Raw genomic sequence first — 25,863 nt, forward strand, 5'->3', positions numbered from 1 at the left:
ACCCGCCGGATCCACCTTGGCGTATGAGCGACGAGATCGCGAAGGCGGCCCGGACCGCAGTCGAGCAGTGTCTGGATGTCGGTGACGACGAGACGGCCATCGTGGTCACGGACGACGAACGCGCGCCCATCGGTGAGGCGCTGTACGAGGCGCTCGGCGCGCGCACCGACGACGCGACGATCCTCCGTTACCCGCCCGGTGACCAGCACGGCGCGGAGCCGCCGGCGCCCGTCGCGGCGGCGATGGCCGACAGCGACGTGTTCTTCGCCCCCACGACGAAGAGCCTGAGCCACACTCGCGCACGAGGCCGTGCCTGTGAGACCGGCTCGCGCGGCGCCACGCTCCCCGGCATCACCGAGGAAGTGTTCGTCACCGGGCTCGACGCCGACTACGCCGCCATCGAGCAGCACTGCGAGGACGTGCTCGACCAGGTCGCCGGCGCCGAGGAGCTCCGCGTCACGGCGCCCGCCGGCACCGACATCACCTTCGCGGCCGGCGACCGCGAGTGGCTCGCCGACACCGGCATGGTCCACGACGCCGGCGGCTTCTCGAATCTCCCTGCCGGCGAGGTGTTCGTCGCGCCCGAGACCGCCACGGGCACCTACGTCGTCGACGGAACGATGATGCCGTACGGCCTTCTCGCGGACGACCAGCAGCTCAGCTTCACCGTCGAGGACGGGCTGGTCACCGAGGTGTCCGACGACGAGGTCCGGAGCCAGCTGGAGGCCGCCGCCGAGGAAGTCGGCGACGCCGCCTACAACCTTGCGGAGCTGGGGATCGGGACGAACGTCGGCGTCGAGTCGCTGGTCGGCTCCGTGCTCCTCGACGAGAAGGCCGCCGGCACCGTCCACATCGCCATCGGGGACAACGCGGGCATCGGCGGCGAGACGGAGGCGCCCGTCCACCTCGACGGCATCGTCCGCAATCCGACGGTCCTCGCCGACGGCGAGGAAGTGACGCTGCCGAGCGCCTGAGAAACGGACGGTCGGATCGGACTACGTCGACTCGCTGACCGGACTACGTCGACTCGCTGACCGGACTACGTCGACTCGCTGACCGGACTACGTCGACTCGCCCGCGAACTCCCGGACGTGGTCTTCTGCCGCCGACAGTTCCTCACGGGTGTTGATGTTCGAGAAGGTGCGTTCGGTCGTGAGCGACCGGATCGTCGCGTCGTCGACGACGACGTAGTCCGTCTCGAACACCGGGTCGAGGATCTTCCGGTCGCCGCGCGCGAGCGCGGCCTCGCAGGCATCGGCCATCGCGTCCGCGCGGTAGGCCGCTTGCGTCGTCTGGTACCACTGGTCCTCCAGCTGTGGCACCGCGGCGTCGTGGCCCTCCGCGCGCTCCAGCAGGGCGGCCGCGAACGACGGGTCGACGAACGGCATGTCGCAGGCGACGACGAACGCGTACTCCGAGGGTGCCGCCCGGCAGGCGTTGCGGATCCCCGCCATCGGCCCGAGGTCGGTGTCGTCGTCCAGCGCCCAGCGCACGGGCAGCGAGTACCCCGCCAGCGCCGTCTCGATCGCCTCTCGCTGGTCGGGCCGGCAGTTGATCACGAGGTCGTCGACGACGGGCTCGCCGCCGCTCGCGCGCTCGGCGCCCGGCGGCACGGCGGCGTCGACGCCCGCCAGCCGGTTCGCGACCCGGCGAACCATCGGCGTTCCCGCGAGCGGTGCGACCGACTTGTCGGCGTCGCCAAAGCGGGTCGAGCGCCCGCCCGCGACGATGGCTCCGGTCGGCATGTCCGGTGTTGGGCGCCGGCGCACCTTCGCGTTTGTGGTCCGAACTCCCTGCGGAACGACGCGAACGTTCGAGATGAGCCGGACGAATTCCGCACTCCGACGTGCGAACTCCCGGTTCCGTTGAAACCCTTCTCGGGTGAAAACACCAATTCTGCCGCAGTCTTTGCAGACTCCTTGATGAGTGACCTCGGGAGTGGGTGTTGTACGAGGTTGGTGTTGGCGTTTATCAGTGGGACGTTGGTGGTGTTGTGGTTCGTTTATAAGTAGAGGTTGTCCGGTGAGTTGCTGGAGATACGCTGGTAGGGACCGCCTGCAAAGCCCCAGCCGGCTCCAGTCGAGGGGCTCGCTGCGCGCTCAAAAGGGCTCGCACGGCTCGCCCTTTTGAGTGCTTGCGTCGCCCGTCTTCCCGGAGCCGGCTGCCCCTTTGAGTCCCGCCCGGCACCGCACAGCGACCGCACCTCACGCCTCCCCAGCCTCGTCGTCGCCTGCGGCGACGACTCCCTCGCGCGCCGGCGAGCACCCGCGGGGCGCTCGCCGGGCGCGCCACCGCACCGCGCCTCCGTTTATAAGTCAGACGTTACTTCTACTCTCGACCGTTTATATACTACATCACCACCGACGATCTGCAACACTCACTCCCGAGGTTGATTAATGGGAAGTTTCTATCGAATGGCTGCGTCATCCTGTGTTCTATCTAAAACGTCGTGAACGGATCCGAACTCCCGGGATCCGACAGCATATACGTGCGGGCGCGTAACCTCGCCTGAACATCGCATGGCCGGACGAACACACGTGTTGCGGGCGGATCTGTCTGCGGGAACCGTCGAGCGCGAGCCCGTCCCCGAGTCGTGGCGACGGCGCTTTATCGGCGGAAAGGGCCTCGGCGCCCGCTACCTCTACGAGGAGCTGCCGGCCAGCGCCGACCCGCTCGGCCCAGAGAACCTGCTGGCGTTCTGTGTCGGCCCACTGTCGGGGACGCTTCCCGGCGAGGGCCGCTACGCCGCGGTCACCAAATCCCCGCTCACCGGGCTGTTTCTGGACTCGTACGCCGGCGGCGAGTTCGCGAGCCGGCTCGCGGGGAGCCTCGACGACTGTCTCGCCCTGCTCGTCGTCGGCGAGCGCGACGACGGCGACGACCCCGTGCGGATCGAGATCGAGAACGGCGACGCCGAGATCGTCCCCGCAGAGACGTGGGGCAAAGACACCGTTGCGTCCGCCGAGGCCCATCCCGACGCGGCCGTCGCCTGCGTCGGCCCGGCCGGCGAGCGCGGCGTCTCATACGCCACTATCGCCAGCGACGCCGGGGATCACCACGCCGGCCGCGGCGGTGCCGGCGCCGTGATGGGGGCAAAGGGGCTGAAGGCCGTCCTCGCCCGCGGCCCGCCGGCCGAGCCGCCGACGCCCGAACTCGCTCGGCTCCGGGAGGAGTACGCCGACCGCTACGCGGACGACGACACGGGTCGCTGGCAGGCCGCCGGCGAGACGCTGGAGTCCGTCGACTTCGCCAACGAGGTCGGCGCGCTCGCCACGGAAGGGTGGCAGTCCAGCCGGTTCGAGTCGGCCGACGCCGTCGGCATCGACGCTGCGCGCGAGGCCTCACACGCCCGCGAGAACCCGGACGAGACCGTGCCCGGCGGGTTCCGCGTCGAGACGGACGACGGCGACACCGTTCCCCGTGGCGCCGCCCCGATGACGCTCGGCGCCGGCCTCGGCGTCGACGACTTCGACGCGGTCGCCGCGCTCGGCGAGTGCTGTGACCGCGTGGGCGTCGACGTGATCACCGCGGGCAACGCCGTTGCGTGGCTCGCCCGCGCGACCGAGACGGGTGTCATCGACACCGACGTGACCTTCGGCGACCCCGCCGCCGCCCGCGCGGTGATCCGGGCCGTGGCGACCGGGGAGTCCAGCCCCGACTACGAGATCGACGAGGCGGTCATCGATGCACTCCGAGAGGGCGTCGACGCCGCCGCAGAGCAGTTCGGTGCCGACACCATCCCCACGGTGAAGTCGATGGAGCTCCCCTCCTACGACCCGCGTGCTGCCGCAGGGATGGCGCTCGCGTACGCGACGAGCGACCGCGGCGGCTGTCATCGGCGCGCGCGCCCCATCGAGGAGGAGGTGTTCGCGGCGTGGGACCGCGACGAGCGCGTGACGGCAGTGGTCGCCGCCCAGGACACTCGCTCGGTGTTGTGGAGTCTCGTCGCCGACGACTTCGCCGGCGAGACGCTGTGGCGCGACTGCGGCGCCGTCTTCACCGCCGCTTACGCCGACTCCGTGGGCGCTCCGATCCCGACGGAACCGGAGGAGCTCCGGCGAGCCGGCGAGCGCATCTGGTCCCTCGTCCGGCTGTTCAACGCCCGCGAGGGCGTCGACCGGTCCGACGACGTGCTTCCCGAGGCACTCTCCGAGCCGATCGAGGAGGGTCCCGCCGAGGGGAGCCGCGTCGACGCCGACGCGCTCGACCGCCTGCTCGACGCCTACTACGTCGCTCGTGGTTGGGGCGAAGACGGCCTCCCGACGGCGGCGACGCTGGAGCGACTCGACCTCGCCGGCGTTCGCGACGCGGACACGCCCGTCGGGACGCCGTTCGAGTAGCGAACCCCGGCTCCGTTGAACTCCCTTTTAATGCGTGGTCCAGTGTGGTACGTAGGCCGAAGAGAGCGACCTACTGATCGACACCGGGAGTGGGTATTGCAACTGACGGCATCGGGAATCACTTATAAATGGTCGTGAGCGGTTTCGCTGCTATCTTATAAACCTAAGATGCGGTCGGCGCGCGCGAGAAGCGCGCGCGAGGGAGGTCGGCGGCGGCCGCGGAGCGGCCCCGCGGCCGCCGTCGACCGAGGCTGGGGAGGACTGAGGCTGCTGTGCGGTGCTGTGCGGGGAGGGACTCAAAGGGGCAGCCTGCTCCGGGAAGACGGGTGACGCAAGCACTTTTCAGGGCGTCTCTCCGCACCGCCCGACGCCCTGAAAAGCGCGCAGCAAGCCCCTCGACCGGAGCAGGCTGGGGCTTTTGAAGGCGGTCCCCATCAGCGTACCACCAGCAACTCACCGAACAACCTCTCCTTATAAACGAACCCCACCCCCACCCACGCTCCGTTTATAAACGGCACACCCGACCTCATGATACACGTACTCCCGAGATCACTCATCGGGGGCCGTATACTAACCGGAACAGGACCAGAATGTGCTCTTGATGAGAACTACAGCGGAGCCCAAAAGCGAAATCCGCGTCGGTCTCAGCCCTGGAACTCCTCGGGCGGCTCGCCCGGCGGCTCCTCGCCGGGCGCCGGTCCCGCGGCGCCGTCCTCGCCCGTCGGCGGGACGAACGCCTCCGTCGTCGTCAGCTCCTCCTCGGTCGGCACGTCGGCTTCCAGCTGGTAGCCCGGCTCCAGCTTGTCCAGGTCGACGCTCAGACTGTAGGCGTCCGCCTGTAACACGCCCTCCAGCAGCCAGCCGACCGCCTCGTAGAAGGTGTCGTCGGCCAGCTTCTTGATGTCCTCGGCCACGTCGGGCAGCCACCAGCCGTGCATGTGGAAGAACGCCCGGCGGAGATCGTCGTCACCGCCCGCCGCCAGCACTTCGAGGATGGCGAGCTCGACGGCGACGTGGTCGGGCTCCTCACGGAGGTCGCCGAGCTCCAGGCCGAGATCGTCGATGGTGCCTTTCACCGCGGCCAGCGGCTGGCCGTGGAAGTCGTCGGCGTACCACGACTCGTACGCCTGCATCTTCGGGTGCGGTCCGATGAACAGGCTCGTGTGGACGCCGTTGAGCCGCTTGGCCTCGGCCTCGGGGTCGTCGACGGTCGTCTGCCACTCACGGAGGAGCTCGAAGCCGTTCTGAATCGCCTGCGGCGAGGCGTCGTGCGGGTAGTCCTCGTCGAGGAGCTGGCTGACGCCCTCGGCTTCGGGTGCGTCCGCGAGGACGCCAGAGAGGAAGCCGTACAGCTCCGCGCGTTCGTCGTCGGTGCGTTGTGAATCGGTCATTGGTCGTTGTGTAGATCTGGAGACTCCAACCGCTAATGGGTTTGGAAACGGGGAAAAAGTCGGTTCGCGGCGTTACACCGGCAGCGGCATCGGCGTGAACTCGGCCGCCTGCAGGTACGACAGCGCGAGCAGGATCTTGCCGATGACCGCCAGTACCGCGGCAACCACGTACGTCGAGACCACGCCGGTCTCCGACAGGGAGCCGCTGCGGCCGCCGTAGATGCCGACGCCGAGCAGGGCGATCGGCACGACGAGCCCGGCGACGAGCGCGCCGCCGACGAAGCCGACGGCGTTCGCGCCGAGCAGGTTGTCGACGGCGGGCCCTGCGCCCTCACGGACGCCGGGCAGGAACAGCACCGTCGCGACCAGCGCCAGCAGCGTGCCGGCCAGCAGGCCGGCCGCGGCGGTCGCCTGCTTGCGCAGGTCCGCGCCGAGCGAGCGGTCGACGGCGGCCGTCAGGCCGACCGAGGCCGCGAGGCCGACGCCGAGGCCGCTGAGGATCTGCACCGGGATGAGGAACGTCTTGTCCCACAGCGGGACGCGACCCGTCGAGCCCTCGCCGAACGCCATCGCGGAGTACAGCAGCACGCCCGCCGCGATGAGCGCGAAGATGCCGCCGATGCCGAATCGGACCTTCTTCGTGGGGCGCGTGTAGTCGGCCAGGGAGTCGACCGGGCCGAGCAGGCCGACGGACGCCGCGACGCCACGGAAGCCGCCCGCGGTGGACGCCTTCGCCGCGCCGGGGTCACCGCCGTCGGAGGCGACCTCGCGGCCGCCGTCCGGAATCGCGCCGGCGGCGCCGTAGGGTCGCTCCTCGCCGAACGCGAGCCAGAGGAACATCAGGATCGTCCCCAGCACGAACAGCATGATGAGGTACGAGCCGATGGCCATCCACGAGCCCAGGTTCGTCATCGTGAGCGGGATCATCATCGCGCGGAACGGCGTCGCCAGGTGCGACAGCAGCACCGGACCGCCGATCGCCGCGCCGATAAAGCCGATCAGGTAGCCGAACTTGGCGACCGCACCGTGCGTTTTCGAGCCGCTTCTGTCGGCCAGCAGGTCGGAGACGTACCCCGTCAGGTACGCGCCGCCGGCCATCCCGATGAGGGCGACGTACACGCCGATCTTCCAGTTCCATTGCGTGATCGGGTCTTGGAATATGATTTCAAGTGGCATTGGTAGTCACTCCGGCATGATCCGGTCCGCGTCTGCTCCGAAGACGACCTCCGCCGCCGCGTCGTTGAACGGCTTGGAGACGTGTTCGTCCTCGAGCTTTTCTGCGAGTTCGTCCGGGGTGCCGAACAGCAGCGCGTCGGTCGGACACTCGGAGGAACACGCGGGTTCGAGCCCGCGCTCCTGGCGCGGCTCACAGGTCGTACATTTGTCCATCAGGCCGCCGCTTTTGGCGCCCATCGGCGTCTCCTCGGCGGCGTTGGGTACCTCTGCCTGCGGGTACTGGGGCGCGCCGAACGGACAGCCGACGCCACAGTAGTGGCAGCCGATACACTGGTCCGCCTTCACGCGGACGCTGCCGTTGTCGCGGAAGCGGAGCGCGTCGGTCGGACAGACATCGACACAGGGTGCCTCCGTGCAGTTGTAACACTGCATCGGCTTCTGCGTCTCGTCGTTGGTGCCGTGGGCGAGCTGAACGACCTTGATCCGTTGGCTCTCCGGCGGGAGGTCCCAGGTTCGCTGGCAGGCGACCTCACAGGCACCGCAGTCGATACATGACTCCCAGTTCGGGATGACTCGTGCGGGTCCGTCTGATTGTTGTGTGCTCATTGGTTGTTAGCGCTTGTTGCGGTTGAGGAGCTGCTCCTGCCAGTCCTGCTGCTGGGACGGAAGCTCGGGGATCTCGTCGTCGTCGGCCGGACGGACGGTACACAGGGTCGACTTCGTCTCCTGCATCTGCGTCTCCCGGTCGTACGCCGGCGAGGTACCCTGGTTGATGCTCGACCCGATGACGAACGGCGAGAGGTCGTTCCCCTCCTCGTCGGTCGGGACGTTCTCGGTGTTGACATCGCCCTCGAGGACGCCGGACCAGTGGTACGGCGCGAACGCGTGGTCGGGGGCGACGCGCTCGGAGATCTTGAGCTGGACGGACATGTCGGCCTGTGGGCTCGACACGACGATCCAGTCACCGTCCTCGAGCCCTTCGAGGTTCTCCTCGGCGTAGTCGGGGTGGACCTCCAGGTACATCATCGGCGCGCGCGACGCTGTGCCCAGCGTACTGCGGGTCTTGGCGCCGGCGCCGGTGTGCTCGACCTGTCGGCCGGAGGTCAACACGAGGTCGAACTCCTGGTGTGCCTCGCGGTGTTCCTCCTGTACGGCGCGGTTGTCGAGCTCCAGCCGCCAGTGGTCCTCGACGCGGTCGTTACAGGGGTACTCGTCGATGAGGTCCTCGCGCGGGGAGATGGCGGGCTCCCGGTGTTCCGGGTACTCGTCGGTGAGGTTCCACGCCTTCATACGGGCGCGGCCGCGGCCCCACGCCGCGTCGGGCTGCGGGTTGTCGAACTCCGCGTACATGTCGACATCCACGTCGTACCCTTCCTCGTCGAGCGCCTCGGCGAGGTCGGCGACCGAGTGCTCCTCGCTTTCGGCGTACTCCATCGGGAGCGTCTTCTCCGCCGGGTCGCCGTCCGGCAGATACGTGTGGAACATCGGGTACTGCGGAACGCCCTCGATTGTGCCGTCCCACCAGTCGGGCTCGTAGGAGTTACGCAGCTGCCGGTTGTCGTCCGGGCTCTCCCACCAGCGGGCGCGGAAGTCCATCCCGCCCTCTGACGGGTGTTTGGAAGCGTCATACAGAATCGGCGTGCCGGGGTGGTCCTCGTGCCAGCACGGCCACGGGAGGCCGAAGTACTCCCCGTGGAGGTCGTGGTCCTCGTCGACATCCGGAAGGAGTGTGTCGATGTCGAACAGCTCCGAGTTCTCCATATGTGCCTTCATGCGCTCCGGGGTCTGGCCGATGTAGCCGACCGAGCGGACGCCGAGGTTCCACTCGCGAGTGACATCCTCGACCTCGTCGTAGTCGAAGTGCTCGCCGAAGCCGAGTTCCTCCGCGAACTGGCACATCAGCTTCCAGTCCGCACGGGCCTCGTGTGCCGGCTCGGCGGCCTTGTAGCGCCACTGGATCTGACGACCCGTGTTTGTGGCGCTGCCGGCCTCCTCGAGGTTCGTCGCCGCGGGCAGGAGGTAGACGTCGGTGTCGGTGTCCATCTCCGCCAGCTCGGCGACCTGGTTCGGGAAGATGTCGATGTTGACCATCAGCTCCAGCTCGTCGATGGCCTCCTTCACCTTGCCGTACTCGGAGAGCGACCCGAGCCCGTGGCCCCAGAAGATGGCGGCCTCGATCGGGTCGGGCTGGTAGATCTCCCACTCGTCGTCGAGCACGCCCTCGTACCACCGCGCGACGGTGAAGCCGTCCTTCTCCATCAGGTCGGTCGACGTGAACTGGTCGACCATGTCCTCGTAGGAGACGGTGCCGGACGTGGAGTCGGTCTCCGTCCAGACGTTCGCCCAGTGACGCCACGCGCCCTCGTCGAGCCCGTAGTAGCCGGGGAGGCTGGAGGCGTCGACGCCGAGGTCGGTCGCGCCCTGCACGTTGTCGTGACCCCGGTAGATGGGGGTCCCGCCGGCGGACTGTGCGGAGTGACCCAGCGCGAGGTTGAGCATCGCGTAGGCACGCACGTTGCCGTTGGCGTTGTTGTGCTGGGTGCCGCCCATCGCCCACTCGACGCAGGAGACGTCCGCAGCGGCGAGGCGCTCGGCGAGCTCTTGGAGGTCCTCCTCGTCGATCCCACAGATGTCGGAGACCGTTTCGAGGTCGTACTCCTGAAGCTTCTCGTCACGGAACTCCTCCCAGTCCATCACGCGGTCGTTGAGGAACTCCTCGTCGTAGAGGTCCTCCTCGACGATGTGGTAGAGGAGCCCGTAGATGAACGCCACGTCGGTGCCCGAGCGGAACTGGTAGTAGCCGTCGGCGGCGGCCGCCGACTTCGTGTACCGCGGCTCGGCGACGATGTGCTCGCCACCGCGACGCTGGGCCTCCTGGAAGTGCTGCCACGCGACCGGGTGGCTCTCCAGCGGGTTGTGCCCGATGATGAGGTTCACGTCGACGTTCCGCATGTCGTTGTTGTTGTTCGTCATCGCGCCCACGCCCCACGTGTTGGCGATGCCGGTCACCGTCGTCGAGTGACAGATACGGGCCTGGTGGTCGATGTTGTTCGTGCCGTACATCGAGGCGAGCTTCCGGATGAGGTACGCCGCCTCGTTGGAGTGACACGCCGAGCCACACCAGAACGTCGAGTGTGCACCGGTCTCGCGTTTGATGTCGTTGAGCTGGTCGGTGATGTCGGCGATCGCCTCGTCGTAGTCGACGACGCGCCACTCGCCGTCCTCGAGCTTCATCGGGCGCTTGAGGCGCTTCGGCGAGTTCTCGGTCTGCGTCAGGGACGCGCCCTTCGAGCAGAGCCCACCGTTGTTGATCGGGTTGTCGTCCCACGTTTCCTGCCCGACGATCGTGTCGTCGTCGACGACCATCTGCAGCCCGCAGCCCACCGAACAGTGGGTACAGACGGTCTTGACGAGTTCCGTTTCGTCGGGGTCATGGTGTGGTGGATCGGATTCTCCGTCCGATGCATCGCCACGCTGGACGAGCGTTCGCCCGCCGACGGCGGCAGCCAGCGTCCCCGCTGCCCCCGTCTTGAGGAACCCCCGCCGGTCCAAATCGATCATCGATCGTGACATGCTATATCACTACGTCAGATCGCTATTAAGCCTTCTGTATCGTTACATCACATCGCTCGGAAACGAGAACCGGTTTCGCCGGAGGCGGGGGAGCGCCTTATCCCGGTTTTAGTAACTACCGTGGTTTACAAAACGGGTTAATTACTCGCAAATGAACGGTTAGTGAGATGACTGTTCCGTGGCGATCTCACGGATCTTTCGGAAGTCGAACGCCGGCGTCGAGCCCGATGGGCCCGGCCCACCGTGGCCTTTATTTCCGCCTCGGGACCTACAGGACCGTGATGAGCATGAAGAGCGCGTGGAACACGATGAGCCCGGCGTGTCGCCTCACGGACGGGGGACGGCGATGAGCGACACGATCGACCTCGACGAGGAGTTCGAGTCGGAGGCGCCCGAGGAGGAGCCGGACGGCAACTACGGCGACTGGCTCTGGAAGGACGGCGACCCCGACGACGAGCCGGAGCCCGCCTACGTTGGCTGGCCTGACGACGGTGCGGGCGAGGCGGACACAGCGACAGCCGACACCGAGGGCGCCGTCGAGGCGACGCCGAGCGCCGGCGGGAGCGAGGAGTCGTCCGCCGGAACGGCCGAGGCGCCGTCCGCACCCGACGTGGTCGACGAGGAGGACGCGCCGTCCGCGCCCGACGAGGGTGACGTACCAGACGCGACGGATGAGAGCGCCGACGCCGAGGCCGGCACCGCGATGCCCGGGATCCCCCGGGAGTCCGGACCGGTGGGCGTCCCCCAGTCGAAGGGTGGCGCCGGCGGCGGTCCGAACACCGACGGGCCGGCAGCCACGCCCGACGCTGCCGGTGCTGACGCCGACGCTGCCGCCGGCGGAAGCGACGAGGACGCCGCCCGCGAGCGCCGCACCACCAACCACGGCGGGAACCCCGACCCCGACGACATGACGATGGCGTTCACCTACGAGGCCGTCAACCGCCTCGCGGACCCGGCGTTCGCGGTCGCCGACGCCCGGGGCTGGTGCGACTGGATCGGGATCGTCGGCAAGGTGTCGACGCCCGCCATCCGCAAGTTCCAGCGCGACAACGGCGTCGACCTCGACTTCTTCGGCGGCAACGAGTCCGGTCCCGCCGAGCGGCTCAAGGACGTCACCGAGGACTCGATGTTCTACGCCGACCGGATGGCGGTCGTCGGCACCTCGGGGGACGAGTGGATCGCGGAGGAAGCCGGCTGGGAGTTCGTCCCGCTCGCGGACGCCGCCGACGGCGCCGACTGGGAGATCGAATACGCGGAATAGGGAGATCGAATACGAGGAGTAACGAGAACGGCTGTCGCGCGTTTTTATTCGCTATCGTGCTTTGCTCGCCCGCCAACCGTGTTGCCGTGCATCATCTCGGCGCGGCACTCCGGACAGTAGTCGAAGATGCCGTGGTCCTCGGTGGGCGCCATGTCGGCGACCTTGTCGCCGACGCGCTCCTCGATGGCGTCGACGGTCGCCTCGCTGGCGTACTTCCGGCCACAGCCCGCACACGACTGCATCTGCCCTTCGTACAGCTGCTCCCACTCGGGTTCGTCCCCCTCGCGGTTCTCGGGCAGTCGCGAGAGGTCCAGCCCCGTCTCCACGGAGAGCACGTCCTCGACGCAGACGTCCTCACACAGCCCGCAGTTCACGCAGCGTTCGTGGTTGAAGTCGAGTCCCGTGTCGGTGCGGCGGAGCGCGTCGGTCGGACAGTAGTTGGCACACGTCGGCGTGAGCGTACAGCCCTCCGCCACCTCGACGATGCCGAAGTCCTTCAGGCCGCGAACCTCGTCGCGCTCCGGCTCGACGTGTTCGAGGATCGCCCGGACGCTCTCCAGCGTCCACCCGTGACTGTCGAACGGCGGATTCGGGCGGTCCGGGTCGTCGATGCCGCCGGTCGCCTCGTGTGCGCCGGCGGGAATCGGCGTCTCGTCCAGCGTGTGGTCGACGAACTGCGAGACTTCCTCGACGAACGCGCCGGGGGCCTCCGGCTCGGGCGCGAAGAAGGCGACGCGCTCGCCCAGCCCGAGGTCGGTCGTCGCGGTGTTGAGCCGGTCGACCAGCTCGGCTTTCGGGTCGGGACCGGAGTGGAGACAGCTCCCGCCACAGCCGACGATGGCGACGCCGTCCGCGCCGGCCGCCAGCGCGTGCATGACGTGGGCCTCACCCACCGTGTCCGTGCAGTTCACGTTGAGCGGGAGGATCGGCGGGTACTCGATGCTGTCGTCGCCGGCGGCCGCCATCCGACCGTACTCGGTGAGGGTGCGCTGGGCGCGCTCGGAGCAGACGAACGCGACGACCGTCTCGCCGAGCTCCGGTTTGGAGCCGCCGAGCAGCCCCTCGACGAGTCCGGGGTCGTCGAGGACGGGGTCGACGAGCGCCTCGACTTCACGGGCGAGCATCTCGTTGCTCGGCTCGTGGAGCTGGGTGGCGCCGGTCGGACAGGCGCTGGTACACGCCCCGCAGTCCTGACAGCTGTCAAGGTGGAACTCCACCTCGTCGATGCTGGCGCGCTCGACGGCGTCGTGGGGACAGGCCTCCACACACTCGTTACAGCCCTGCGCCCCGCCGTCGCCGGCGGCACAGACGCTCATGTCGAGCTCCAGATGGTCGGGGCCCTCGAAGCCGCCGAGCAGGCTCTCGACCGCCTCGACGGTGGCGCCGTCGACCGGTCCGGTGTGGAATCCGCGCTGGCCGCCGATCGTCCCGCTGTCGCCGGCGGGGTAGACGACCTGGTCCGCGGGGAGGGTGTGCGTGACGCCGTCCATGTCGATCGCGCCGGTGGGACAGACGTCGGTCCAGCCGCCGTCGGGCGCAGCCGGGTCGATGTCGACGGGATAGCGAGTGACCATCCCGTCGGGGCCGGCCTCGACACACTTCATACAGGAGATACAGTCCTTGGTGACGGTCGCCTCCAGAACGACCTCGAACTCGCCGTAGGTTCCCTCGACCGCAGTGACGCGCCCGCGCTCGACATCCACGCCCTCGAGGTCGGCGTCCACATCGGCGAGCTCCTCGCCGTCCGCGATGAGCGTCACGTCGGCGGCGGGCGAGAGCGTCTCGGCGGCCTTCGGGTCGCCGACGACGACCACGTCGTAGCCCGCGCGGTGGATGCTCGACGACCCCATCGACTCCGCCTCGCGTCGCGCGCGACGAGCGTTGAGCATGCGGGCCGTCTTCACCGTCGCGCCCGCCTCGTCGTGGACCCAGCCGGCGGCCTCCCGCTGGTCGACGAACTCGACGTTGCTGCCGGCGACGCCGCTCTCCTCCGCGACGGCACGGAGCTTCTCCTGTGCGGCCGTCTCCGGGCAGGTGACGGTTACCTCGTCGAGCTCGTACTCGTCGATCACCGACTCGAACGCGCCGATCTTCTCCCCGCAGAGTAAACTGGAGCTTGCGGAAACGTCGACGTCCGCGACCCCTTCACGTGCCGCCTCGAGATCCACGTCACACGTATCGGCACACGAACAGAGAAACGCGCCTGTCTTCATTGGCGCAGGGTTACGATGTGACGGGATTAAATCTGTCGTGCGAGGCGATGGAGTCGGCTGTCGCCTACGAGATGACTTTCGCGGACTCCGGCGACAGCTCGATCGTCACGTCCTCCAGCGTCTGTTCGGCGATCTGGTCGAGGTTTCGGGTGAGCACCTGGAGCACGTCGGCCGGCTCGTGGTAGACGAGGATCCCCTCGTCGTCGTCGCGGACCGCGAGGTGCGTGTCCTGTAGCATCAGCGTGTCCTGCTGGACGCCGCCGACGACGACGGGGATGCGCTCGGGGCCGGCGGGCTCGCCCTCCTGCACCTCCGTCACGTGCATCTCGTCGAGGTTGATGACGTGTTTGTGCTCGGCGAGGCGCTCGGCGGCGCGCACCATGTCGCGCGTGATGGCGGTTTTCACCTCGTCACCGTGCTCGCCCGAGTGGCAGTGCTTGCAAACCCGCAGCTCCATCTCCATACCCCCGGTTGCTCATCGAGCGGTATGACGGTTGCGGCATCGGCGCTCAGGGGGATCGGCGCTCACGGGGAGTCGCGACGCGCGCCGGCGTCGTGTGCGCGAGAAGCAGCGACTGCACGCGGACGTCGAACTTATACGTCGGTGTCGAGCTCGAACTGCTCGTTCTCGGTGACGGCGTTGAGCACGACGCTGGTGTTGGACTCACGGATGTCCGCGTCCGTCAACAGCGCCTTGATCTGGTCGTTCATCCCGTCGGTGTCGGTGAACTTGCCGATCGCGATCACATCGTAGTCGCCGGTGACCTCGTAGACGCTGACCATCTGCTTCTCCTGACGGAGCTTCTCCGTCACGTCCGGCAGCGCGCTCCCCTCCACTTTCAGCTGAAGGATGGCCGTCACGTCGTAGCCGAGCTTGTCGTAATCCAGAACGGGAGTGTACCCGCGAACCACGTCCTCGTCCTCGAGGTCGCGAAGGTGGTTCGACACGGTCGTCACGGAGACGTCGAGCTCCTCGCCGAGGCTGCGGAGGCTGGCGCGACCGTCGCCGAGTAGTGAATTCACGAGTTTGGCGTCGAGGTTTTCGTACGTCATTACACCCATACACGCCCTGGGGGGTTTAGAATTTTACGAATGTCCAATCGAGAACCGGAGGTGGCGGTTCATGCACCAAGCGACAAGGCCTTTATACTGGGAGTTGAGGAACTAATCGTCCAGAACATGACGGACGAACACGCAATGACTGACGGCGGACTCACGGCGAAAGAGCAGGCGGTTCTCGACGAGATCGAAGAGCAGAACGTGGACTTCCTCCGGCTCCAGTTCACGGATATTCTCGGAGTCGTCAAGAACGTTTCCGTCCCGGCCCATCAGGCCGAGAAGGCGTTCACCGAGGGAATCTACTTCGACGGCTCCTCCATCGAGGGGTTCGTTCGGATCCAGGAGTCGGACATGCGGCTCGTCCCCGACCCCGACACGTTCGCGGTGCTCCCGTGGCGCGACGGCGAGGACGGCACCGGCGCCGCGCGCCTCATCTGTGATATCGTAGACACCGACGGCGAGCCGTTCGTGGGCGGTCCGCGTCAGGTGCTCAAAAGCGTGCTCGAGGAGGCCGAGGAGATGGGCTACTCCGTCTCCATCGGTCCCGAGCCGGAGTTCTTCCTGTTCAAGACCGACGACGAGGGCAACGCGACGACGATCCCACACGACAACGGCGGCTACTTCGACCTCGCACCCAAGGACCTCGCGTCCGACGTCCGCAAGGAGATCATCTTCACGCTGGAGGACATGGGCTTCGAGATCGAGGCCTCCCACCACGAGGTCGCCGAGGGCCAACACGAGATCAACTTCAAGTACGACGACGCGCTCACGACGGCCGACAACATCGCGACGTTCCGCGCCGTTGTCCGCGCCGTCGCAGCCCAGCACGACCTCCACGCGACGTTCATGCCCAAGCCGATCGCGGCGATCAACGGCTCGGGGATGCACAGCCACATTTCGCTGTTCGACGAGGACGGCAACAACGCGTTCGCGGACGACGACGACGAGTTCAATCTCAGCGAGACCGCCTACAAGTTCATGGGCGGCATCCTGAACCACGCGCCCGCGTTCACGGCCGTCACCAACCCGACCGTGAACTCCTACAAGCGGCTGGTGCCCGGCTACGAGGCACCCATCTACGTCGCGTGGTCCGACACGAACCGCTCGGCGCTCGTCCGCGTGCCGGACGCCGCCGGCGTCTCCGCACGCTTCGAGGTCCGCAGCCCCGACCCGTCGTGTAACCCCTACCTCGGCATGGCGTCGCTCATCGCCGCGGGGCTCGACGGCATCAAGAACGATGCCGACCCCGGCGATCCGGTTCGCGAGGACATCTACGAGTTCGACGACGAGAAACGTCAGGAGTACGGCATCGAGACGCTCCCGCCGAACCTCGGCGCCGCCGTCGAGGAGCTGGAGGCCGACGACGTGCTCCAGGAGGCGCTCGGCCCGCACGTCTCCGAGAAGTTCGCGGAGGCGAAGTCCCAGGAGTTCAGCGAGTACCTCACCCAGGTGTCCGAGTGGGAGGAGGACCGCTACCTCGAGACGTTCTAACCGGGACTATCCGGTTTACGCCGCCGAATCCGCTTTTTTGACCCTGCTCGCCGCGATCGCCGGCATCGCGAGCACGACGGCGACCGTCGCTATCGTCAGTCCCACCGTCACGGGGAGCGACGGCAGCGTGGCGAACACGACGACCCAGACCGCACCCGTGACCGCGAGCGTCGGGACCGCAAGCCGAAGCGGGACCGCCGGCTCGTCGCCCGTCATCAGCCGCCAGCCCGCGGCGCCACCGAGACCCGTCCCGACGCCGATTCCGGCCTCGACGACTTCCTCGCCGTGTCCGCCGGCCATTGCGACGACGACGGCGGCCCCGGAGACGACCGCGGCCAGCAGAAACACGGGTGTCGGGTCCAGCGGTCGTCCGTGATCCGCCCGGAATCGGCCGTCGCCCGCAAGCCGGAGGCCGACGAGAAGAAGGCCGACTGCGAGCAGCGCGCCGACGACGATGTCGACCAGGTAATGGACCTGAAGCACGACCCGCGAGGCCGCCACCGCGACCGCCACACCGGCGGCTGCCACCAGCCGACCACGAGAGCTCCCGCTCCGATCCGCAAGTAGCGCAAGCGCGCCGTACGCGGCGGCCGCACCCGCGGCATGTCCGCTCGGGAAGCCGAACCCGTCCGAGGCGACTTCGGCGAGGAACCACCCTTCCAGCGGTCCGACCAGCCACGTCGGCGGCACGGGCTCCGCGGGCGGTCGCGGGACGGCGAACGCCACCTTTCCGAGCGTCACCGCCGCGAGCACGAGCGTCACGAGCGCGATGGCGACCGCACCCGCACGCCGAGGATCGCTCGCGTACCGGTCGGTGCCGAACCAGTAGCCGGTCGCCAACAGCGCAAAGAGGAACCAGGTGTCCGCAAGGTGGGTGGTTGCCGCGAGGAGGACGACGACGGCGTCGGGGAGGGCGTCGACGAGCGCGAACTCGCCGACCGACCGGGCCACGGCTCAGTCGCCGCCCCGGTCGCGGGCGTAGTCGAGCGCCTTCGCGGGCGCCTCGATCAGGTTGAGACCGATGCCGACGGCGATGAACACGACGTACAGCCCGAGCGTCGACAGCGCCAGCACGAACATGGCGCCGATGGCGTAGATCCCGTCCATCCAGTAGAACGCGCCGAGCGTCAGTATCGTGCCGTACAGCAACACGAGATACGGCCCCCATCCGCGGGCGTGGCCGCGGCGCATCCGCGAGCGGACGTACGCCTTCATCTCGGTCTCCAGCTTCGGCTTGTCGACGGTTCGCTTTTCCACGTCGTCCTCGAACTCGTCGAGGTCGGCGCGCAGCCGCCGCACCTCCGCTTCGAGGCTCGCGACGTCGGGTGCGCCGCGGGGGCGCTCGTCGTCGCCCGCACCGTCCTTGGCTGCATCCTCCCCGGCGGCACCTTCGGCCGCCCGGTCCCGCTTGCCGGTCATACTCGTGGGTCGGCCCGGCCCGTGTTGTAGCTGCCGGTCCACGAACTCGCCGGGCGCCAGCGGCGAGGTAACGGGGTCGTGGTCGAACCCGGGCTCGCGCCCCTCCGCAAGCACGACGTTGATCACCGCACCGAGCATCACGACGATGGCGGCGATGTAGAGCCACGTCACGAGCAGCAGGATCCCGCCGATGACGCCGTACACCTGATACTGGCCGGCCTGTGCGGCGTACACCTGAAAGCCGGTCTGGAGCACGGTCCAGCCGACGGCGGCGAAGGCGGCGCCCGGCAGCGCCTCACGCACCGACACCTCCGGATACGGGAGCAGGTAGTACATCGGGAGGAACACGACCGTGAGGAACGCCGGCAGCAACACGATGCTCGCCACCTCCAGCGCCGGCAACGCGTCGACGGCGGCGACGAACGTCCCGACGCCGACCATCACGGCGATGCCGACGCCGATTCCGACGGCGACCGACGCCGCGTCCAGCAGCTGGTCGAGGAAGGTGACCTCCTCCTCGACGCCGTACACCTGCAGGAAGGCGGTGTCGAGCCCCCGGAACACCTTGAGTGTCGACCAGACGAGCACGGCGACGCCGATCACCGTCGCCCCCGAACGCCCCTGTGCCGACGCGATGGCCGCCTCGATCGCCTCCTCGCCGGTCGGCGTAAGAAACTCGCCGGTGACCGTGAGCAGCTGCTGGGCGACGGCCTCGCTCAACACGCTGCTCGTGATCACGACGAGCAACAACAGCGCGGGGATCAACGAGACGAACGCGTAGTAGGCAACGCTCGCCGCCAGAAACGTGACGCGCTGGTCCTGGGCGGCGTCGACGACCGCCCGGACCGTCCCGACGAGAGTGTTCGGAGTTCCGCTCACGCCAGCCGGTTCGCCCGACGGCTACAAAAACGAGCGGGGTCCGTCGCTCATCCGTGGTGGGTGTCCAAGGTCGCGCAGGGTCGCTGCGGCCGTGACCCTCGTGACGCCTCAGGGGTCGCGTGCGGACGACGCTCCGCCGTCGGCTGCGGCTGTCCCCCCGCTCCCCTCGTCATTGGGGGCGGACGGGTTCCCGTCACTGTCGGCTGACGGCTGCTCCTCCTCGCCGGTGGCCACCTCCTCGTCCATCGGTGCCTCCGCGGCGGGACCGTTCGCCGTGCGGCCGTCGTCGACCGGCGGGCTCGGGTCCACGTGGCCGGCCACCACCGCGTTGACCGCCGCGCCGAGCACGAGCGCGAAGTTGGCGACGTAGATCCACGTGATCAGGAGCAGTAGCCCGCCGAGGACGCCGTACAGCGCCGCGCCGTCCGAATGTGCGGCGTAGGTGCCAACGATCGTTCCGGAGATGGCCCACGCGCCGGCCGCAAACAGCGTTCCGGGGAGGGCCTCGCGGGCGGGCACCGCCACGTTCGGGACGGTGACGTACACCGAAAACAGCGTGATGGCGCTGGCGAGGAACACGACCGACGGCGCCGCCAGTCGGAACTGCGCGGGCGTGGCGAAGACGGTGAGCGCGGCGACGTTGGCGACCGCGCCGATCCCCGCCAGAATGGTGACGGGAAAGACGATGATGCCGTCATGCAGCCGGGAGGCGGGCCGCGCGCTCTCGACGTCGTACACGAGCGCGATCGCCCTGTCGAGCGTCCGAAGGATCTGCACCGCGCTGGCGCCGGCGACCGCGGCGGCGAACACCACGATCCCCGTCCGTCGGGCGACGTCCTCGACGCTCGCGAGGACGAACGTCCGTCCCCGGGGGGTGAGGAGGCTGCCGAACCGGCGCACGGCGGCGCGGGCGGCCTCGATCTCCCCGACGTACGCGATGACGACGAACGTGAGCAGGATGGTCGGCATCAGCGCCGTCAGCGCGTAGTAGGACAGCGCCGCGACGAGATACGCCGCCCCGGTGTGATACGTGTGGCTCACGGTGTGAACCGCCGTCGCCACGCGGTCGGGGATCCAGCGACGCTGTTCGAGGTCGAGACTCACTAGGTCCCCGTACTCTCCGGGGTTAAAAGAGGCCGGCGGCCGAGGCGGAGCTCACGCTTCTCCCGTATTTCGGCATGCTCACGCGTCAGAACCCGCTCTACTCGCCCAGCACCGCCTCGCGCATCTCCGGAATCGAGGCGTCCGTCTTGAACGCCGTGCCGCGGTAGTGCGCGCGGGTGGCCTCGAAGCCGGCCTGCCGGAGCTGGCGGAGGAAGTCGTCCATCCCGATGGCGGCCTCCCCCCACTCCTTGTAGATCCGGTGTTGGTCGTAGTGGGTCGGCGTGGCCAGCTCCTCGGCGACGCGGTCGAGCAGCTTGCGGGCCCGCTTCGCCTCGCCCATGTCGTCGGTCACTGCGGCGCGAACGTCGCGCGCGAACTCCGGATCCGCGACCGGCCCGAGCCAGAGCGGGCCCGCGGTGAGCACGCGGTCGGAACCACACTGCGGGCACGCGTCGACGGGGTTCGCGATCAGCCCGTGGGTCGGCTCCCGCCAGAGGCAGTCCTCACAGTGGTCGACGTAGCCCAGCTCGTCGATGCAGTCGTCGGCCGCGCGCGCACCGGAGTTCAACTCGAGATAGGTGCGCGCGTAGTGTCTTGAGACGTGCGAGACGATCGGCCGGGCGGCCTTGTCGTATCGGGCCGCCGTGCGCACGAGCGCGGAGACCAGCGTGCGGAGCCCCATCTCCGGGTGGTAGTCGGTGTTCTGCGGGACGGCGCCGTACTTGCGGATCCCGCTGTTCTGGTGGGCGCCACACAGCGGGGCGGTGTCGGTCGCCGTCACGCAGACGAGGTTGCGCGCGTTGGCGAACGCGGGGTCCGCGAACGGGATGGGTGTGCCGTACGGGTCCAGGTCGACCACGTCGAAGACGTTCTCGTACAGCAGGGCGTTGACGTCCCGGTGAACCGTCTCCCCGTCGAGGTCGTTGGCCGCGAGGTTCTCGCCGGCGAGCTCGACGGCGTCCTCGTCGACATCCGCGCAGGTCACCGAGTACCCCTCGTTGGCGGCGCGGACGCCGCGGATCCCCGAGGCGGCCATCGCGTCCAGATAGCTCTCGGCGCGCGGCTCGCGGTCGCGGTACGCCCGCAGCACGGCGACGGTCACGTCCCGGTTCAGCTCCTGTGTGGGGTTGAAGAAGACGCCGCCGCCGGTGCCCTCGCTGGCGCCGTCGCGCGACTCCGGCACCGTGATGGTGAGGCCTCCCTCCTCGATCTGCATATCCGTCGTTCGGCGATGACGCCTAAAAGGGGCGCGCTCCCGTCACCGACGACGTTTAGGAGCCCCCCGGTGAACGATTCGGTCATGGAGCCGGTCGACGACTGGGCGGCGGCGCTCGACGACGCCGGCGAGCTGGCCGCACCCATCGCCGCCGCCATCGTCGACGAGCACGGCGACCGGGGGAAACGCGCCATCGAGGCGGTCGCCGAGGAGCGGGTCAAACGCTACAACGACTTCACCGTGGTCGTCGGCCACGAGGACGAGTACGTCATCGAGGAGGGGCAGTGCGACTGTGCGGACGCGACGTACAACCTGGAGCGAGACGACCCGGAACAGCGCTGCTGGCACGCGCTCGCCGTCGAGATCGCTGAAGGCGTCGGCGCCGTCGACCATCACGACATGTGGTACTCGGAAGTGCGCGAGTTCATCTGAGCCCGAATCGGGGCCATCTCCGTCCGCCCGGCGACGAGACATCCCGCGGCGGCGCGATTCGCCGGCTCCGACAGTCGGAAACGTTTAGAGCGCCGCCCGGGTATTCTCCGTCATGGCGGACTGTCCACTCGCCGACGACTGCCCCGAATTCGACGAACGGATCCAGGGGATGGGGTGTCAACACTACGGCAACAAAGGCGGCGCGGAGTGGTGCAACCACTTCGACATGCCGATCCACGAGCTGAAAAAGCAGCCGGTCAAACCCGGCGAGGAGGTCGTCGTCGAAGTCGACGACATCCACGAGAGCGGTGCCGGCGTCGGCCGCACCGAGGACGGCTTCATCATCCTCGTCGACGGACTCCTCCCGCCGGCGCGCGCCGTCGTGAAGATCCACCGCGTCCAATCGAACCACGCGACCGCCAAGGAGGTCGTCGAGCGTCTTCCCGAGGAGGGCGAAGGGGAGGAGGGCGACGACGCCGAGGCGACCGAGGGTGACGACGAGGACGACGAGGACGACGAGGACGAATCCAAGAGCCAGCGCCACGCTGCCCGCGAACGGCTCGGCAGTCGCGAAAACTTCTGGGGCAAATAGCACTCGACCGGGGTGGCCCCACCCCACGGACAGTCCGAACTCCGCCGATCGTCGCTTTCCGCGCGCTTTTCCCCCGCCGCCACGTCCCTATAGCCATGCCCGTAGACGACGAGACGTCCGCGGCGTCCGAGACGCCCGACGCCGACACGCTGTTGGCGCGCGCCGGCTTCGACGCCGACGAGAGCGTGCTCACCCGCCGACAGGCCGAGGTGCTGGCGCTTCGCGAGCGGGGGCTCCGCCAGTCGGACATCGCCGACCGGCTGGGTACTTCCCGGGCCAACGTCTCCAGCGTCGAGGCCAGCGCGCGGGACAACGTCGAGCGCGCCCGCGAGACCGTGGCGTTCGCGGAGGCGCTCTCGGCACCCGTCCGCGTCGAGATAACCGTCGGCACCGACCTCTACGACGCCCCCAAACTCGTCTACGACGCCTGTGACGAGGCCGGGGTAAAGGTGGGTCACACGGCCCCCGACCTGATGAAGACGATCGGCGAGCGCGCCGGCGACGCCGTGCAGGGTCGCGAGGTGCGCGAACAGCTCCTCGTCACCGTCGACAACGAGGGCGCGATCCGCGTGCGCCGGCCGTAGGCCGTACCCCGATTGGTTTAGGAAGGCCTAAAACCATTCATCCAGTAGCATCTTCCGTTCGCAGGTCCGTCGCCAGCCGATAGTATCGGCGGAAGGGGATCTCTCACGCGGTTTTTCCGGGAAGTAACCGACAGGTATATGGTTTTAGGTCGGCCTAAAACAAAATAGATGACGAACGACCACTCCCGTTCGGACACGAATCGTCTGCTTGAACGCCGCCCGTTCCTCGCAGCGGGTGCCTCGGCCGTCGGTCTCGCCGGGCTCGCCGGCTGTCTCAGTGGTGACAGCGACGAAAACGGCGGCGACGCTGGTGGCGAAAACGGCGGCGGCTCCGGGTCCGTCGCTGACGCCGCACCGATCGGGTCGCCGGTCGACCCCTCGGGCGTCTCCTGGGACGAGCTCGGCGACCTCGAGGGCGAGCTCACCGTCTACTCCGGGCGGACGCCCGACCAGATCGACCTCGTCTTCGAGGAGCTGGAGGAGCAGTACGAGAACCTCACGATCCACCGCGATTACGACGACAACGACGTGAAGGTCAACCAGCTGATCGAGGAGGGCGACGCCACGCCCGCGGACGTGTTCTACTCGCAGGACCCCGGCGCGCTACAGGCGGTCACCGACGAGGGGCTCGTCCAGCCGCTTCCCGAGGACGTGGTCGACACCGTTCCCGGCAGCTACCGCGAGCCGAACGGCAACTGGACCGGCGTCAGCGGTCGCGTCCGCTCCGTCGTCTACAACGAGGACCGGCTCGACGAGACGCCGTTCGACAGCTGGGACGAGCTGCCCACGGACATCTTCGAGTACGCGACCGACGACCGGTTCGAGGGGATCATCGCGACCCGTCCCAACTCCGGGACGTTCCGCGGGTTCATCCAGGCGATGGTCCAGATGGAGGGTGAGGAGGCCACCCGCCAGTGGGTGAGTGATTTCATGGACCAGGACCCGCAGCTGTTCTCCAGCGGAAGCGACCACGCGGCCGCGATCAACCGCGGCGGCGACGACGACCCCATCATCGGCCTCGGCAACAGCTACTACGCGGCCCGGATCGTCAACGAGGACCCCGACGCGCCGGTGCGCGTGACGTTCACCGAGGACGACGCCGGCGCCCTCTTCAGCGTCGCGGGCGTCGCGGCGACGAACAACGTGGACGACCCCGAACTCGCCGCCGAGTTCGTCCGTCACCTCGTCGCCGTCGAGGGCCAGGAGTTCATGATGGACGACAACGGCGAGTTCCCCGTCGTCGACGGCGTCGACTACGTCGGCCCGCTGCCGGGTCCCGACGAGCTCGACTCCCCCGACTTCGACCTCAGCGAGTTCGACATGGAGCTGCAGGGTGCCCGCGAACTCCTTGAGGACGAGGGGATGCTCCCGCTGTAGGCGACGGTCGACACGACGGTTCCGTGGGCACCCCCGCCATCGCGTCCGGATGTGGCGGGGTTTTCAGCGCATTCAAGACGCCCGAGCCGATAGCTCGCGGTAGGACGCAGCCGTCCCCACCTCGCCCGACCATGTCACGACCCACCACGACGAACGCCGAGGAGTCATCCGGCCCGGTCGAGCGGCTGTTGGGTGGCACCGACTCCTGGACGGTCGGACTGGCGGCGCTGTGTGGGGTTCTCGCGCTCATCATCATCCTCCCGCTGCTCTGGCTGGTCTGGCGGGCGTCGGCGGTCGAAGCCGGTCGGGCGATGGACCTGCTGTTTTCGAGCCGGACCGCGTGGATCACGCTCAACAGCGTGGTGCTCATGGGAGCCGTCACGCTGTTTTCGATCCTCCTCGGCGTGCCGCTGGCGATGTTGACGACGCGGACGGACCTGCCGTATCCGCAGTTCTGGACCATCGTCGCAACCCTGCCGCTCGTGATCCCGAGCTACATCGGGGCGATCGCCTTCGTCGCGACGTTCGGCTCGGGCGGCGAGATCGACACGCTGTTCGGGTTCACGCTCCCCCGCGTGCACGGACTCTCCGGGGCGATCTTCATCATCACCCTGTACACGTACCCGTACGTCTTCCTGACGACGCGAGCCGCGCTGCTCTCGATGGACACGAGCCTCGTCGAAGCCGCGCGGTCGCTCAACAACTCGCCGCTGGAGGCGTTCCGCCGCGTCACCCTCCCGACGATCCGCCCGGGGATCGCCGCCGGCGCGCTCCTCGCGGCGCTGTACGCCGTCTCCGATTTCGGAACGCCGGCGTTCATGCAGGCGAGCGTGTTCACGAGCAGCATCTACAACGAGTTCAGCGGGTTTGCCGTCGACTACGCGGCGCTGCTCGCGCTCCAGCTCATCGCTCTCGTCGCCGTCATCCTCGTGATCGAAGCCGGAATCGGCCGCGACGAGGACGCGAGCGGCGGCGGCGGCGAGGGGTCGACCATCCGGCTCGGCCGCTGGAAGTGGCCGGCGATGGGGTTCATCGCCTCGCTCGGCGCCCTCACGATCCTGGTTCCCGTCGCCATCTTCACCCGGTGGCTGTTCATCGGGGCCGGCGACCGCATCCCCGCACTGGAGTTCCAGATGGAGTTCGCGTTCAACTCCGTGTACCTCGCCGTGCTCGCCGCGGTCGTCTCCTGTCTGGTCGCCATTCCGGTCGCGTACTACTCCGGACGGACGAACTCCCCGGTGTCGCGCGTGCTGGAGCGGGCGACGTATGTCGGATTCGCCGTGCCCGGCGTCGTGATCGGGCTCGCGCTCGTCTTCGTCGGCACCCGAACGTTCCCCTCGCTGTACCGGCAGGGCGTGTGGCTGCTGGTGTTCGGCTACGTCGTGCGCTTCCTGCCGCAGGCGGTCGGCACCGTTCGCTCCTCCGTGCTCCAGATCGACGACAGCACGCTTGAGGCGGCCCGGACGCTCAACGCGGGGCGGCTGGAGGCGTTCCGGCGCGTCACCCTCCCGCTGATCGCGCCCGGCGTCGTGGCGGGTGCCGTACTCGTCTTTCTCACCACGATGAAGGAGCTGCCGATCACCCTCATGCTCCGCCCGATCGGGATGGAGACGCTCGTGATCAAGGTGTGGCAGGCGCACGACGCGCTGGCGTACCGGTACGCGGCGGTGCCGGCGCTGCTGCTCGTGCTCGTCTCGGGTGTGACGATGCTCGTGATGCTCCGGCAGGAAGGCTACGAGGGAACGTAGGCGGCGGT

The 25,863-nt window shown here is 68.4% G+C and carries 21 protein-coding genes; 9 read left to right on the forward strand and 12 right to left on the reverse strand.

The annotated features are described in order from the left end of the window. Nucleotides 1–23: 23 nt before the first annotated feature. The gene (locus tag ACYQ07_RS10425) at nucleotides 24–974 is read left to right on the forward strand and encodes an aminopeptidase (RefSeq protein ID WP_459881079.1); all 951 of its coding nucleotides are present in this window, start codon (nucleotides 24–26) and stop codon (nucleotides 972–974) included. Between the two features lie 87 nt (nucleotides 975–1,061). On the opposite strand, the gene ACYQ07_RS10430 is transcribed toward ACYQ07_RS10425, so the two are convergent. Then, nucleotides 1,062–1,745: a molybdenum cofactor guanylyltransferase gene (locus tag ACYQ07_RS10430; protein ID WP_459881082.1), complete on the reverse strand. Its 684-nt coding sequence runs from the start codon at nucleotides 1,743–1,745 to the stop codon at nucleotides 1,062–1,064. A 774-nt stretch (nucleotides 1,746–2,519) separates the two neighbouring features. On the opposite strand from ACYQ07_RS10430, the gene ACYQ07_RS10435 reads away from it, so the two are divergent. After that, nucleotides 2,520–4,340: an aldehyde ferredoxin oxidoreductase family protein gene (locus ACYQ07_RS10435; RefSeq protein WP_459881085.1), complete on the forward strand. Its 1,821-nt coding sequence runs from the start codon at nucleotides 2,520–2,522 to the stop codon at nucleotides 4,338–4,340. A gap of 644 nt (nucleotides 4,341–4,984) precedes the next feature. Here the strand turns inward: ACYQ07_RS10435 and ACYQ07_RS10440 are convergent. The 4 genes from ACYQ07_RS10440 to ACYQ07_RS10455 form a co-directional block, all read right to left on the reverse strand. Beyond that, entirely contained in the window at nucleotides 4,985–5,731 is a 747-nt protein-coding gene (locus ACYQ07_RS10440) for a TorD/DmsD family molecular chaperone (protein ID WP_459881089.1), read from the reverse strand. A gap of 72 nt (nucleotides 5,732–5,803) precedes the next feature. Next, nucleotides 5,804–6,907 carry a dehydrogenase gene (locus tag ACYQ07_RS10445; RefSeq protein ID WP_459881092.1) on the reverse strand — a complete coding sequence of 368 codons (1,104 nt, stop codon included), beginning with the start codon at nucleotides 6,905–6,907 and terminating at the stop codon, nucleotides 5,804–5,806. Between the two features lie 6 nt (nucleotides 6,908–6,913). Beyond that, on the reverse strand, nucleotides 6,914–7,513 hold the full coding sequence (locus ACYQ07_RS10450; RefSeq protein ID WP_459881095.1) for a 4Fe-4S dicluster domain-containing protein: 600 nt from the start codon (nucleotides 7,511–7,513) through the stop codon (nucleotides 6,914–6,916). A 6-nt stretch (nucleotides 7,514–7,519) separates the two neighbouring features. Then, complete coding sequence (locus tag ACYQ07_RS10455) at nucleotides 7,520–10,480, reverse strand: molybdopterin-dependent oxidoreductase (protein ID WP_459881098.1); 2,961 nt, start codon at nucleotides 10,478–10,480, stop codon at nucleotides 7,520–7,522. A 346-nt stretch (nucleotides 10,481–10,826) separates the two neighbouring features. Here ACYQ07_RS10455 and ACYQ07_RS10460 point away from each other — a divergent pair, with 346 nt between their 5' ends. After that, a complete protein-coding gene (locus ACYQ07_RS10460) occupies nucleotides 10,827–11,741 on the forward strand; it encodes a DUF7124 domain-containing protein (RefSeq protein ID WP_459881101.1) in 915 nt (304 codons plus the stop codon). 44 nt (nucleotides 11,742–11,785) lie between these two features. Here the strand turns inward: ACYQ07_RS10460 and ACYQ07_RS10465 are convergent, their stop codons facing one another. The 3 genes from ACYQ07_RS10465 to lrp form a co-directional block, all read right to left on the reverse strand. After that, nucleotides 11,786–13,954 (reverse strand): hydrogenase iron-sulfur subunit, encoded by a 2,169-nt coding sequence (locus ACYQ07_RS10465; protein WP_459881104.1) that lies wholly within the window; start codon nucleotides 13,952–13,954, stop codon nucleotides 11,786–11,788. A gap of 64 nt (nucleotides 13,955–14,018) precedes the next feature. After that, on the reverse strand, nucleotides 14,019–14,417 hold the full coding sequence (locus ACYQ07_RS10470; RefSeq protein WP_459881107.1) for a hypothetical protein: 399 nt from the start codon (nucleotides 14,415–14,417) through the stop codon (nucleotides 14,019–14,021). Between the two features lie 131 nt (nucleotides 14,418–14,548). Further along, nucleotides 14,549–15,007 (reverse strand): HTH-type transcriptional regulator Lrp, encoded by a 459-nt coding sequence (gene lrp / locus ACYQ07_RS10475; RefSeq protein WP_459881110.1) that lies wholly within the window; start codon nucleotides 15,005–15,007, stop codon nucleotides 14,549–14,551. A gap of 126 nt (nucleotides 15,008–15,133) precedes the next feature. Between lrp and glnA the strand changes: the two genes are divergently transcribed. Beyond that, the gene (gene glnA / locus ACYQ07_RS10480; protein ID WP_459881112.1) at nucleotides 15,134–16,504 is read left to right on the forward strand and encodes a type I glutamate--ammonia ligase; all 1,371 of its coding nucleotides are present in this window, start codon (nucleotides 15,134–15,136) and stop codon (nucleotides 16,502–16,504) included. A gap of 15 nt (nucleotides 16,505–16,519) precedes the next feature. Here glnA and ACYQ07_RS10485 read toward each other — a convergent pair whose 3' ends face one another. The 4 genes from ACYQ07_RS10485 to ACYQ07_RS10500 all read right to left on the reverse strand — a co-directional run bounded on the left by ACYQ07_RS10485 (nucleotide 16,520) and on the right by ACYQ07_RS10500 (nucleotide 21,122). Next, nucleotides 16,520–17,455: a phosphatase PAP2 family protein gene (locus ACYQ07_RS10485; protein ID WP_459881114.1), complete on the reverse strand. Its 936-nt coding sequence runs from the start codon at nucleotides 17,453–17,455 to the stop codon at nucleotides 16,520–16,522. Nucleotides 17,456–17,458: 3 nt separating this feature from the next. Further along, nucleotides 17,459–18,802: a YihY/virulence factor BrkB family protein gene (locus tag ACYQ07_RS10490; protein ID WP_459881117.1), complete on the reverse strand. Its 1,344-nt coding sequence runs from the start codon at nucleotides 18,800–18,802 to the stop codon at nucleotides 17,459–17,461. A 108-nt stretch (nucleotides 18,803–18,910) separates the two neighbouring features. Then, nucleotides 18,911–19,906, reverse strand: a complete 996-nt coding sequence (locus ACYQ07_RS10495; RefSeq protein WP_459881120.1) for a YihY/virulence factor BrkB family protein — start codon at nucleotides 19,904–19,906, stop codon at nucleotides 18,911–18,913. Between the two features lie 97 nt (nucleotides 19,907–20,003). Then, complete coding sequence (locus tag ACYQ07_RS10500) at nucleotides 20,004–21,122, reverse strand: tRNA (guanine(26)-N(2))-dimethyltransferase (protein ID WP_459881123.1); 1,119 nt, start codon at nucleotides 21,120–21,122, stop codon at nucleotides 20,004–20,006. An 84-nt stretch (nucleotides 21,123–21,206) separates the two neighbouring features. On the opposite strand from ACYQ07_RS10500, the gene ACYQ07_RS10505 reads away from it, so the two are divergent. The 5 genes from ACYQ07_RS10505 to ACYQ07_RS10525 all read left to right on the forward strand — a co-directional run bounded on the left by ACYQ07_RS10505 (nucleotide 21,207) and on the right by ACYQ07_RS10525 (nucleotide 25,855). Then, nucleotides 21,207–21,554, forward strand: a complete 348-nt coding sequence (locus ACYQ07_RS10505; RefSeq protein ID WP_459881126.1) for a hypothetical protein — start codon at nucleotides 21,207–21,209, stop codon at nucleotides 21,552–21,554. Nucleotides 21,555–21,666: 112 nt separating this feature from the next. After that, complete coding sequence (locus ACYQ07_RS10510) at nucleotides 21,667–22,146, forward strand: TRAM domain-containing protein (RefSeq protein ID WP_459881129.1); 480 nt, start codon at nucleotides 21,667–21,669, stop codon at nucleotides 22,144–22,146. A gap of 95 nt (nucleotides 22,147–22,241) precedes the next feature. Next, nucleotides 22,242–22,730, forward strand: a complete 489-nt coding sequence (locus tag ACYQ07_RS10515) for a Tfx family DNA-binding protein (RefSeq protein ID WP_459881132.1) — start codon at nucleotides 22,242–22,244, stop codon at nucleotides 22,728–22,730. Nucleotides 22,731–22,898: 168 nt separating this feature from the next. Then, the gene (locus tag ACYQ07_RS10520) at nucleotides 22,899–24,107 is read left to right on the forward strand and encodes an iron ABC transporter substrate-binding protein (RefSeq protein WP_459881135.1); all 1,209 of its coding nucleotides are present in this window, start codon (nucleotides 22,899–22,901) and stop codon (nucleotides 24,105–24,107) included. Between the two features lie 131 nt (nucleotides 24,108–24,238). Next, a complete protein-coding gene (locus ACYQ07_RS10525) occupies nucleotides 24,239–25,855 on the forward strand; it encodes an ABC transporter permease (protein ID WP_459881138.1) in 1,617 nt (538 codons plus the stop codon). The last annotated feature ends 8 nt before the right edge of the window (nucleotides 25,856–25,863 follow it).

This window comes from Halorubrum gandharaense, assembly GCF_054654575.1.

Excerpts from the sequence above, each read along its gene's own strand:
- ACYQ07_RS10425 (WP_459881079.1), top strand. The coding sequence starts at position 24 with ATGAGCGACGAGATCGCGAAGGCGGCCCGGACCGCAGTCGAGCAGTGT.
- ACYQ07_RS10430 (WP_459881082.1), bottom strand. The coding sequence starts at position 1,745 with ATGCCGACCGGAGCCATCGTCGCGGGCGGGCGCTCGACCCGCTTTGGC.
- ACYQ07_RS10435 (WP_459881085.1), top strand. The coding sequence starts at position 2,520 with ATGGCCGGACGAACACACGTGTTGCGGGCGGATCTGTCTGCGGGAACC.
- ACYQ07_RS10440 (WP_459881089.1), bottom strand. The coding sequence starts at position 5,731 with ATGACCGATTCACAACGCACCGACGACGAACGCGCGGAGCTGTACGGC.
- ACYQ07_RS10445 (WP_459881092.1), bottom strand. The coding sequence starts at position 6,907 with ATGCCACTTGAAATCATATTCCAAGACCCGATCACGCAATGGAACTGG.
- ACYQ07_RS10450 (WP_459881095.1), bottom strand. The coding sequence starts at position 7,513 with ATGAGCACACAACAATCAGACGGACCCGCACGAGTCATCCCGAACTGG.
- ACYQ07_RS10455 (WP_459881098.1), bottom strand. The coding sequence starts at position 10,480 with ATGTCACGATCGATGATCGATTTGGACCGGCGGGGGTTCCTCAAGACG.
- ACYQ07_RS10460 (WP_459881101.1), top strand. The coding sequence starts at position 10,827 with ATGAGCGACACGATCGACCTCGACGAGGAGTTCGAGTCGGAGGCGCCC.
- ACYQ07_RS10465 (WP_459881104.1), bottom strand. The coding sequence starts at position 13,954 with ATGAAGACAGGCGCGTTTCTCTGTTCGTGTGCCGATACGTGTGACGTG.
- ACYQ07_RS10470 (WP_459881107.1), bottom strand. The coding sequence starts at position 14,417 with ATGGAGATGGAGCTGCGGGTTTGCAAGCACTGCCACTCGGGCGAGCAC.
- lrp (WP_459881110.1), bottom strand. The coding sequence starts at position 15,007 with ATGACGTACGAAAACCTCGACGCCAAACTCGTGAATTCACTACTCGGC.
- glnA (WP_459881112.1), top strand. The coding sequence starts at position 15,134 with ATGACGGACGAACACGCAATGACTGACGGCGGACTCACGGCGAAAGAG.
- ACYQ07_RS10500 (WP_459881123.1), bottom strand. The coding sequence starts at position 21,122 with ATGCAGATCGAGGAGGGAGGCCTCACCATCACGGTGCCGGAGTCGCGC.
- ACYQ07_RS10505 (WP_459881126.1), top strand. The coding sequence starts at position 21,207 with ATGGAGCCGGTCGACGACTGGGCGGCGGCGCTCGACGACGCCGGCGAG.
- ACYQ07_RS10510 (WP_459881129.1), top strand. The coding sequence starts at position 21,667 with ATGGCGGACTGTCCACTCGCCGACGACTGCCCCGAATTCGACGAACGG.
- ACYQ07_RS10515 (WP_459881132.1), top strand. The coding sequence starts at position 22,242 with ATGCCCGTAGACGACGAGACGTCCGCGGCGTCCGAGACGCCCGACGCC.
- ACYQ07_RS10520 (WP_459881135.1), top strand. The coding sequence starts at position 22,899 with ATGACGAACGACCACTCCCGTTCGGACACGAATCGTCTGCTTGAACGC.
- ACYQ07_RS10525 (WP_459881138.1), top strand. The coding sequence starts at position 24,239 with ATGTCACGACCCACCACGACGAACGCCGAGGAGTCATCCGGCCCGGTC.